The sequence below is a fragment of the Methylosinus sp. Ce-a6 genome, assembly GCF_009811655.1.
Lineage (GTDB): Bacteria > Pseudomonadota > Alphaproteobacteria > Rhizobiales > Beijerinckiaceae > Methylosinus.
Window position 1 is genome coordinate 47,467 of sequence record NZ_BGJX01000014.1, and the last position, 10,465, is coordinate 57,931.

Sequence of the window (10,465 nt, forward strand, 5' to 3'; positions counted from 1 at the left end):
GGAAACATTCGATGCGCTCCATGCCGTCGCGCAGCCGATCGCCGCCGCTGCGCGAAAAAGCGAATACCGTCGTGAGCGCCGCGCGTCGCGGCTCATTGTCTCGAATCTCGTCACGCTCAGCTTTTTCCTTGCACAGAGAGCGCGAGATGAAGCGGCTGCAATAGGTCGGCCGGGGGCGTCGCGCCGACGGATTTGCGCATGAGAAGCGGCCTCAACTCCGCCGCGCCGGAAAAGCTGGCGCCATCGAACTCGACGCGCGCGATCTCTCCATTCTCCAGAACCCAGACCCGCACGACGAGAGTCGTGGTCCCGCGCTCTTCGAGCGAGACGCGAAACCGGCGAATAGGATCGTCATCCTGCGCGAGCCAGGCTTGCAGCCGCTCCTTGACGACGAGGGCAAACTCCCTCCAGGCGACCGGCGCGTCCGTTGAACGGAGATAGGTCGTGGTTTGCGCCACCGCCGGAAACGAGATCGGCGCGACCGCCGTCATCATGACGAGACCCAATCGCCGCACGACGACATCCCATATTTTCCGGAGCGCAGATCGCCTAAGCCATGTCATTACACAATCGCTTTTCCGAATGAGCCGGGACAGCGCCGAGGCAGCCCTCATAAAGACAGACGATCCACGACCGCCGAACCCGAAGCTCCGCAATGTCGAAATGCATGAGATTTTTTTCGGCCGTCGGGCGGGCTGCCCGGTCGCGGCGCGTCGCCGGCTCGGCTCGGCGCTCGCTGGCGATTTGATGTTCGCTTCTTCGTCTCGGAATCCTGCCGGTTTGGTTCGGCCGCACGAAGGCGCGCGCTTCTCTTTCCCCGCCGAGAACGCCGACTGGCGTGAGGTTCGCCAGTTCGCGCTTGAAGCGCTGAGGGGAGTCGCACCGGATCGAAGCGAGTGGGCCGGCGGTCGGCGGGTCGGAAAGATCGCCGAAGCGTCTTTGAAAAACGCGCGATCGGAAGGTTCCGGTCCAAAGACCGACGGCGACGCCGGATAGGCCGCGTGGCCGCCCCCTCCCCGATCGCCGGTCGAAAGCGCTGCGCCCTTGGTCTGCCGAGCGGCGCGTCCTTCGACGCCCGCGCGCCCCCGAGATATTCTGTGAATTGGAGGATATTCATGAGATGATCGGAATGAACCTAGATGCGTCGCGTTTTACTGCTCGACGTGAGACGTTTCATTCCACATTTGCTGCAGATGATTTCATATACACGTTAAACGTGTCTTATACGCGTCATACGCGCATGGCAATCGGATGACCGCAGCTCCGCTGTCGTTCGCTTGTTTCATGTTTCCTCGGAGTAACATCGTGCCGCGTCGCTTTGGTCAGTGGCTCCGAGGCTCCGGGGGGCTTTCGCGGCTCGGTCGGCTCTGCTTCGCATTCATCTTCCCCGTCGTGACGCTCGCGGGCTGCTCGTCGAACGAGCAGCTGATGGGAATAGGCCCCGGCGACGCCGTCGACGCGATACGCGACAAGGATCTGACCGCTCGCTTTTCGGCGTTTTCGGATCGCGTGCGCCATGTCGCGCGCGCCTCCGCTCCCAAGCTCTTTCCCGGAGAGGCGAGCGCCGCCGAGAGCGCGCGGGGAGGCGAGGGATTCACCGCGCTCGCCGCCGAACCCGACGCCGCGCGAGGCGACTCCGTCGAGGTGAATTTCGAGCAGGCCGACATTCAGACCGTCGCCAAAGCGCTGCTCGGCGACGCCCTCGGCCTCAATTTCGTGGTCGATCAGCGCATCCAAGGCCCCATCACGATCGTCTCGGCGAGTCCTATTCCGCGCAAGGACATTCTGCCGGTGTTCGAGAGCGTGCTGCGGATGTCGAACGGCGCGCTCCTGCGTGACCAAGACATCGTGAGGATCATGCCGGCCAGCGACGCGACGGGGTCCGGCGCCGTCACCTTCGGCGGCGCGGAACCCGGCTTCGGCGTGACCATTGTCCCGCTTCGCCATGTTTCCGCGACCGCATTGGTGAAGGCCGTCGAGAATTTCGTCGTCCGGCCGACGGCGATCCGCGCCGATTCCGCTCGCAACATCGTCCTCATACAAGGAACGTCGAGCGAGCGGCGCGCGGCGCTCGACGTGATCGCGGGATTCGACGTCGAATGGCTGCGCAATCAATCCGTCGGTCTCTATCCGCTGAAATCGACGGCGCCCGACACGATCATTCGTGAGCTCGATCGAATCTTCGAGACGTCGGAGAATGGCCGGGGCTCCAGCCTCGTCGGCTTTCAGCCGATTTCGCGCATGAACGCCGTCATGGCGATCGCGCGAACTCCAAGGACGCTGGAGCGCGTGACGCAATGGATTCGGCGCCTCGACCGCTCCGACCCGACGGGCGCGACCGTTCGCGTCTATCGACTCGAAAATGGCAGCGCGACGAAGATCACGAAAATACTGAATGAAATATTCGTCGGCAAAGGCGCCGGCGCGACGAGCGACTCCGCATCCAGTCAGCTCGCTCCCGGAACGGCCGCCACGCAGACGAAGCTCGACCAGCTTTCCGCCGGCAGTTCTTTCGGAAACGGCGCCGCGGGATCGGGCGTGGGCGCTCAACGCTCCGTCGGGGCGGGCCCCGCGGCCGGCGGCGGCCAGCTCGCCGCCGCCTTCGAGACATTCGGCGAAAAAAAGGACGCGGACGCGGAGCTGAAAGGCGAAGCGGCGGCGACATCGACGGCCGGCGCGCTGCCGAAAGGCATGTTTCAGCATGTTCGCATCACCGCCGACTCCAGCAATAATTCCGTCGTGATCTTTTCCAATCAGGAGGATTATCGCGTGATCGAGCGCTCGATCCGCGAACTCGACCGTCCCCAGTTGCAGGTCGCGATCGAGGCGACCGTCGCGGAAGTGTCGCTGACCGATCAGCTGCAATACGGCGTTCAATATTATCTGGGCGGCAAATCGAGAAACAATGCATCACTGGCGAATGCAGATGCGAGACCGAGGCCCCCATCGGACTCGTCTTCCTCTTCCGTCACCTCCGCCGTCGCCAACCTCGCGCTGCAACGGGTTCTTCCAGGGTTCAATCTTCTCCTCGGCCCGGAGGCGCAGCCCCATGTCATTTTGAACGCGCTTTCGACTCTCACGAGCGTCAAGGTGCTGTCGGCGCCTTCCTTGGTCGTCACCGACAATCAGCCCGCATTATTGCAAGTCGGACAACAAATACCCGTCTCAATGGGCTCCGCGACCGTTCTCTCGAGCTCCAACACCATCGTCAACTCGATCCAAATGCGCGACACCGGCGTGATCCTGAAGGTTTGGCCTCACGTGCACGCCAATGGAATGGTTCAGATCGAGGTGGAGCAGGAGATCTCCAACGCCATCGACCCCAGTTTGACGCCGACCATCTCGCAGCGGCGCGTGCATTCGACCGTTTCCGTGGCGAGCGGCCAGACCGTCATGCTCGGCGGCATGATCAGCGAACAGGAGAACGATAGGATCGACGGACTCCCGGGCCTGCGCCGCATCGCCTATCTGGGCGATCTCTTCGGCAACACGGACAGATCCAAAGACCGCCAGGAAATCATCGTTTTCATAAAGCCGCAGATCATCCGAAACGGATTCGACTCGCGAGGCGTCGCGGAGGAGTTTCTCTCTCGGCTCGACACGATGCGCAGCGTTCGCCGCGACTCGACCGAAATTTCGTTGGATTCCACTCGCGGGCGCAGGATCGTCAAATGAGCGACGACGACGGCGTTCCCGGTTTTTCGCTCTCCGCTGCGGCGGCCGAGTTCGACGACGCTCCGCGCAACACGCTCGTCGCAGCCGAGACGTCGCTCGTCGCGACCATTTCTTTTCTGTTCCCGCCCGGTTCGGAGGCGGCCGCCTCGACGAGCCTGGAGGCGACGACATCCGCTCTCGCAACGGTCTGGATGGCGCGCTCGCGAAGAGCGCGCGACTCTCGGAGTGAGAAATTACCTTTCGGCGTGTTCCTGCGCCCCTCGCTTTGGCTCGTTTATTTCACATCGCTCTTTCCGAGCGGAGGATGACGGCGAAATTTCCGAGGGAGACTGCCATGGCCAATTCCAGGACGGTCGTTGTCCTTTCGGCGAATGCGTCGGTCGAGCCGCCGCTGAATCGAAGAACGCGATTTCGCGTCGGTTCGACCGTAGAAATCACTTCGAGCCGCGAGCTCGCGCCATCGAAACTCCGCGCGCCGACCGCTGCGGAGCGGGTTCGATGACGGTCGAAACCAGCCGAGCGACGCTCATCAACCTGCTCTTGGCGGGATATGACGATCTCAAGAAACGGCTCGCGCGGCGATTGGGCTCTTCGGACATCGCCGCAGATATTCTGCACGACACTTTCGTGCGGTTGAACTCCGATGTCAAAATCGGACCCGTCACGAGCCCGGAGGCCTATCTCTTCCGCATCGCAATGCGGATCGCCGCCGATCGGCGCAGAGCAGAAAGCTGGGATTCGGTGGAATCTCGACTTTTCTTCGACATCGCCGATGATACTCCAGATCCGGAGCGGATCGTCGAGGCCCGTTCAGATATCGAAGCGCTCAAGCGCGGGCTCATGGAGATGCCGCAACGGCGGCGCGACATATTGATCGCCGCCTCGATCGAGGAAGTGCCCTATTCGGTTCTCGCAGAGCGATTCAATGTGACCAGGAGGACGATTCAGAACGAGTTGAGGCTCGCTCTCGTCCACTGCTCGAAACTCTTGAATCGCGCTCCTGCGACACGCATGCCGCCGCGGCGCCGTCGCAAATCCGAGGCCGGACAGAACGAGGACGCCGACGGAGATCTGGCCTGAACGACGCCAATGACGCGTCGTGCGGTCGAATTATGCGCGTGAGACGAGGCTCAGCGGCGGCGGCCGAGCGCCAGAGCGCATTGCGCGAGACCGAGCCTCGCTCCTTCGACGCCCGGCGAGAGCGCCGCCGCATGCTCGAATGCGATTTCCGCGCGATCGTATTTTTTCAGCGCCATGAGCGCCTCGCCGAGCGACACGTAGAATTCTGCGGGTCGACGCTGGTCGATGCCGATGGCGTGAAAGAAATGCTGGATCGCTTTTTCGGGTTCGCCGATTTTTTGCAGAGCGATGGCGTAGGAGGCATGAACCGCCGCGCTTTTGGGCTCCAGCGCGATGGCCGCCTCGAATTGAGCATGCGCCTCGCTTCTTCGATCGCCGGCGAGATAGGTTTCGGCGAGCGCGAGAATGGCCGAGGTGAATTGCGGATCGGCGTCGATCGCGCTGAGGAGGAGCTGTTCGGATCGCGACAGATCGCCGAGCCTGCGCTCGAGCGCGCCGAGCCCGCATAGCGCGCGGCTCTCATTCGGCTTCCGTCCCAAAATAAATTCATAGATGCGTTTCGCCGGTTCGCCGTCGACCTCGCGCCTCGACGCCTCCATGAGCAGAGCCTCGTGTAAAATGGCCTCTTCGGCCTCCGGCAGCTCGCTGATTTCGACAGGCGTCGCTCCGTCCAAGAAGGTCGCGAGGGCCGACGCCTCGGAATGATCCGGCGCGAGCGAAAGCGCGTCGGCGACATTGGCTTTCGCGAATTCATAGAGACCGAGACTTGCGAAGGCCCTGGCGAGGCCCACGCGCCAGTCGGCGTAACGCTGGTCGAGCATGAGAGCGGCGGAGAAGGCCGCCGCCGCGGAAACCGGCCGATGCTCGAGCAAGAGCAATCCCAGCCGCGCATGAGCGTCCGCGTTCCGCGGATCGGCTTCGATCGCAATTTTGAAGAAAGCCTGCGCCGCGTCGCCTTGCCCTTTGCGCGCGGCGATCACGCCACGCAAATAGGCCATCGGACCTTCGGCCTGGGGGTCGTCGAGCAAGGTCGCGAGCAGCACGTCCGCGCTGTCGAGACGATTCTCGTCGATCAATTTCATTGCTCGTTCGAGGATCGCTCTGACATAGTCGGGATGTCTCTCACGATGAATCTGCGTCGTCGTCATCGCGCTACACTCGAATGGGAAATATTTTCGGCGGGCGAGCCGCTCGCGTGCGCGCGGGAAGAAAGATCGCCTTCGCGAGGAATCGAACACCACTCGCGCCACAGACGCAAAAGTTCGTTGGAAAGATTCTGCCCGAAGCGAAGCTGATCGTTCAGCGGCGATGCGGCGACGCGATCACGCAATCCGGCGCGAAGCGAAGCGAGCTCGTCGAGCGCGCTCGACCAGCGAACGGCGGATGCGACATATTCGTCCACCGAGCGGCAACAGAACTCCGCGAGGCCGGCGGCGGTGAGATGGGTCGCAGAGTGGCGGCCGGCGAAAGTGTCGCCGACGAAGGTGACGGTGGGAACGCCCATCCACATCGCCTCGAGCGTCGTGACGCCGCCCGAATAGGGAAACGGATCGAGCGCGAGATCGATTTGGCCATAGGCTTCGAGCAGCTTCGATTGCTCGGTTTCGCCGACGAGCTCGACGCGCTGACGAGACAGACCGGCGTTCTCGAAAATGCGATAGAGCGCGTCTCGCGTGGCGGTCTCGTTCAATCCGCCATAGACGAGAAGAATGCGCGAGCCGGGGACCCCATCGACGATGCGCGCCCAAGCGCGCGCGACCTCGGCGTTGAGCTTCGCCGGCCGGTTGAAGCAGCCGAAAGTGAAGACGTCCTTTTCGCTCGCGGGTAGCGGCGCCACATCCGGAGGATCGGTCGGCGGATGGTAGCACACATAGCAGTCCGGCAGCCGGATCACGGGCTCCATATAAAATTCGTCGTCCTCCGCGGGCGCTTCGATCGGATCGGCGATGAGTCCGTCATAGGTGTCGAGACCGATCGTTCCGACATAGCCCGCCCAGCTCAGCTGAATCGGAGCCGCGCGCCGCGCGAACAGGGAAAGGCGATTGCCGGCGGTATGCCCGGCGAGATCGAAGAGAATGTCGATCTCGTGCTCGCCGATCAAATCGGCGAGCGCATCGTCGTCGAGGCCGGACACGTCGCGCCAGAATCGGGCCGACGCCTTGTAGCGCTCGCTGAAATCGTCGTCTTCGCGTTTCTTGTCGGTCTTGTAGCAATAGATCTCATAGCCGAAAGCCGCGAGCTGCTCGAAGGCGCGCAATGTGAGGTAGGCGGCGGCGTGCCGATGGAAGTCGGCGGAGACGAGGCCGATCCGCGGCTTGCGCGCAGGTTTTGGCTCATTCGTGAAATCGAGCCGATCACGCGGCGCGACCCGATAGAGCGCGCCCCAATTCCGGTGCGCTTCGAGCAGCTCCCGTTTCGTCACGCCGGGCTTGTGCTGAAGAGCGAAGAGGAGCGTCCCGGCGATCTCGGCGCTCGCGGGATTGAGCGACCCGGCATGACGATAGGCAACCACGGCCTCTTCTATGCGGCCCTGTCCGAGCAGGCCGAAGCCGCGGCTGACATAGGGCTCGGGCCGCAACGGGTCGAGCGCGATGGCGCGTTCGATATGTTCGAGGCCGAGTTGAAAGCTGCGATGATTGATGAGGAATTGCCCGAACATATATTGCGACAACGCCTCGTTCGGCGCGAGTTTCGCCGCCATTTCGAACAGCCGTCCGGCCTGCTGCTCGCGCGCCTCCTTGCCGAAGTTCACGCCGAGCTCGATCAGCGCCCTGAAATTCTCGCTGTCGAGGGCGGCGGCCGCCTGCATGTCGTCCGCCGCCTTGTCGTATTCGCCATTCATCACGAAGGCGAGGGCGCGCGTGCGATATGCGTCCGCATAGACGCCGTCGAGCCGCAAGGCGCGATCGAGGGCCTCGATCGCCTCCTCCCGGCGGTTCACATTCAGCAGCGCGAGCCCGAGGCTGTATTGCGCGAGCGGCAGGTTCGCGTTGCGCGACAATCCGCGCTGCAAGAACGGTATGCCTTCTCTCGGGCGCCCGGTGCGCGCGAGGCATGTGCCGATTTCGGCGAGCGATTGCGCATGCTCCGGCGTGACGAGGAGCTCGAGGCGAAATGCGTCGATCGCATCTTGAAAACGATCGAGACGACATAGAGCGACGCCGCGCGCATATTGATAGCCGGCTTGGTTCGGAGCGCATCGCGTCGCATCCTCGAATGCGCGCAGGGCTTCGCGCCAATGGCCGGCGCGGGCATGTTCGAGGCCACGCGAATGACATTTGCGCCCGCGTGCGATTTGCGCCGGCGCGATCTGCGTCGCCGCGCTCGCGCCGTCAGCGGCCATCGCGACGACTCCGAAAAACGCGCGCTCCGCGCCCATGCTCGCGCGAATGATCGCACGCGCCGGCCCCGACTCCTCCGCCATTTTCGCAATTCCTCTCAAATGAACACGTTCGGATGACGCATGATGTATAGAATAGGAGCGAAGGCGTTCGCGAACTTTTTTTCTGCGTCTGCGCCGAATTATTTTCTTCGCGATTCGGGCTCGAACGACGTCTATTGGTTGCAAGGCGGCGTGAATGCGGCAATCGAAGAGGAAGCTGTCGTAGAGGCTACGCGTACTACTACAGATATCCTCTCAGCAACGTCGAACGACTGTTACAGTAGCGTCATTTTACAGTCATCGAAACGGCCTCTCGGCGAGAGGCCGAACCCTTTCGCGCGGCCTTGCGCAATAATCTCGTATGGAGATGACAATGTCAGCGATTTCCTTCGGCAAACGCATTCTCAATGGAAGCTCGGCTCTCGCGCTTTCGTCTATCGCCCTGCTCGGCGTCCAGCCGGCCTCGGCGGATCCGTCGGAAGGCATTTTCGGCGGTGGCAGCACGCTCGCTTCGCTCGCCCTTCGTCAGGAGTTCGACTGCTGGGCCGATCATGTCGTGAAGGCCACGGGCCCGAGCACGGCGGTGGGCGGCAGCTGCTTTCCGGGCGTCGCGACGCTCGGTCTCTATGCCGGCGTCGGCAGCGGCAATGGCGCGCGCGCCTATATCGCCAATCGCGCCGATCATCTCGCGCTCGGCTCGTTCCCGTCGGCCATCAACTTTCCCGCCGTGCCGCCGGAGTATAAGGATGGCAGCATCGCGTCGCCGAGCTATCTGACGAGCTATCCCTATCCGCATATCGATTTCGGCGCCAGCGACTCGCCGCTGGCGTCCAACCTTCTCAGCGGCCTCACCGTCACCACTTACACCGTCACTTGGGGCAGCACGACGGTTACGGCCGCCGTCGCGGGCTCGGCGTCCTACAACAGCGCCAATTGGGGCGCGCCGATCCAGCTGCCGCTGTTCGAAGCGCCGGTCGCCGTCGCGATCAACGTGCCGACCTCGGGCACGAACGGCTGGACGATCAACTCGCAGACGACGCTCGGCGCCGCCGGCGGCGCGATCCAGCTCTCGACCGCGCAGGTCTGCGCGATCTTCTCGGGCCTCGTGACCAATTGGAACGACACGACGACCAACATTCCCTATCTGCTGAGCAACGGTTCGACCGGAACGCAGAAGTTCTCGGACGACAACAGCGGCGTAGCCTATCACACGAACAAGGCGATCACCATCGTCTATCGTTCGGACGGCAGCGGCACGAGCTTCGTCTTCACCAACTATCTGAAGAACGTCTGCCCGCTGCTCGATCCGAGCAACACCTACGGCTATCAGTCGATCTACAACACCAGCGTGCTGCCCAACAACAACTTCACGCAGCTGATCAACAAGGTCACGGCCTATGGCCGCGCCTTCGCCGCCACCGTCGGCGCCGACGGCAGCGACGCCGTCGCGGCGGCGATCGGCAATTCGTCCGCGAACGACGGCCGCATCGGCTATCTGAGCAACGACTTCGTTCAGCCGTATAACCCTGTCTCGTCGACGGCGCCCTATGGCGCGAGCCTGCAGAACGACTATCTGCGCTTGCATCAGGTCTACCACCCCGGCCAGTCGGGCGATCTGGGCTCCGCGCAGAACTTCATCGCGCCGACGCCGACCAGCGCCGACGCGGCCTGGGCGGCTCTGAACACGACCCATGGCGTCACGCTGTCGACGACCTGGACCTTCAACGATTATAACATCTATGCGAAGACCTTCCCGGCGAACACGAACCTGCCGGGTTCGCCCACATCCGGCAATCCGGGCTTTGTCGACATCGGCGGCCGCTCCATCCTCCCGCTGGCGGATGGCGCGGCGGCCTATTCGCTGGTCGGAACCGCCTATGGCTTCTTCTACAGCTGCTATGGCGACACCACCTCGCCCTACGCGATCACCGGCTCGTCTCGCGAGAGCAAGATCAAGGACTTCTTGACGTGGTTCTACAATGTCGCCGGCACGAAGCCGTCGACTGGCATTCTGAACAGCCGCGGCTTCGGAGGGCTTCCCTCGGCGTGGGTCTCGAACATCAATGCCGAATATCTCAACGGCTCGAACCCCAGCGTCATCGCCCATCCCGGCGCGCCTTTCACCAATTGCTACAGCGTGACGGGCGGCGCTCAGGGCTGATCTGAGCGGTCGAATTTCCGTCGGGCCGGGCGCGTCGAAAGACGCGCCCGGTTTTTTGCCATTTGGGACATGATACGGTCGCTGACGAAACAACGGCCCTCACCCTGAGGAGCCCGTGAAGCGGGCGTCTCGAACGGTCGAAAGCCGTGCGTGCTGGATCATCCTGC

At 63.0% G+C, this 10,465-nt stretch carries 8 protein-coding genes; 5 read left to right on the forward strand and 3 right to left on the reverse strand.

Annotation, left to right across the window (positions count from 1 at the left end; translation table 11 throughout):
* Positions 1-116: 116 nt before the first annotated feature.
* On the reverse strand, positions 117-458 hold the full coding sequence (locus Mspo_RS10805) for a hypothetical protein (protein WP_159729601.1): 342 nt from the start codon (positions 456-458) through the stop codon (positions 117-119).
* On the opposite strand from Mspo_RS10805, the gene Mspo_RS10810 reads away from it, so the two are divergent.
* The 4 genes from Mspo_RS10810 to Mspo_RS10825 all read left to right on the forward strand — a co-directional run bounded on the left by Mspo_RS10810 (position 445) and on the right by Mspo_RS10825 (position 4,755).
* Positions 445-996: a hypothetical protein gene (locus Mspo_RS10810; protein WP_159729603.1), complete on the forward strand. Its 552-nt coding sequence runs from the start codon at positions 445-447 to the stop codon at positions 994-996. The genes Mspo_RS10805 and Mspo_RS10810 overlap by 14 nt on opposite strands.
* 432 nt (positions 997-1,428) lie before the next feature.
* Positions 1,429-3,675, forward strand: a complete 2,247-nt coding sequence (gene gspD / locus Mspo_RS10815; RefSeq protein WP_201281683.1) for a type II secretion system secretin GspD — start codon at positions 1,429-1,431, stop codon at positions 3,673-3,675.
* A complete protein-coding gene (locus tag Mspo_RS10820; protein WP_159729605.1) occupies positions 3,672-3,983 on the forward strand; it encodes a hypothetical protein in 312 nt (103 codons plus the stop codon). The genes gspD and Mspo_RS10820 overlap by 4 nt, the downstream gene beginning before the upstream one ends.
* 190 nt (positions 3,984-4,173) lie before the next feature.
* The gene (locus Mspo_RS10825; RefSeq protein WP_159729606.1) at positions 4,174-4,755 is read left to right on the forward strand and encodes an RNA polymerase sigma factor; all 582 of its coding nucleotides are present in this window, start codon (positions 4,174-4,176) and stop codon (positions 4,753-4,755) included.
* Positions 4,756-4,805: 50 nt separating this feature from the next.
* Here Mspo_RS10825 and Mspo_RS10830 read toward each other — a convergent pair whose 3' ends face one another.
* On the reverse strand, positions 4,806-5,837 hold the full coding sequence (locus Mspo_RS10830; protein WP_159729608.1) for a tetratricopeptide repeat protein: 1,032 nt from the start codon (positions 5,835-5,837) through the stop codon (positions 4,806-4,808).
* Positions 5,838-5,899: 62 nt separating this feature from the next.
* Positions 5,900-8,098, reverse strand: coding sequence for a glycosyltransferase family 41 protein (locus Mspo_RS10835; protein WP_159729666.1), 2,199 nt, complete (start codon positions 8,096-8,098; stop codon positions 5,900-5,902).
* 412 nt (positions 8,099-8,510) lie between these two features.
* Between Mspo_RS10835 and Mspo_RS10840 the strand changes: the two genes are divergently transcribed.
* A complete protein-coding gene (locus Mspo_RS10840) occupies positions 8,511-10,298 on the forward strand; it encodes a substrate-binding domain-containing protein (RefSeq protein WP_159729610.1) in 1,788 nt (595 codons plus the stop codon).
* Positions 10,299-10,465 lie beyond the last annotated feature (167 nt).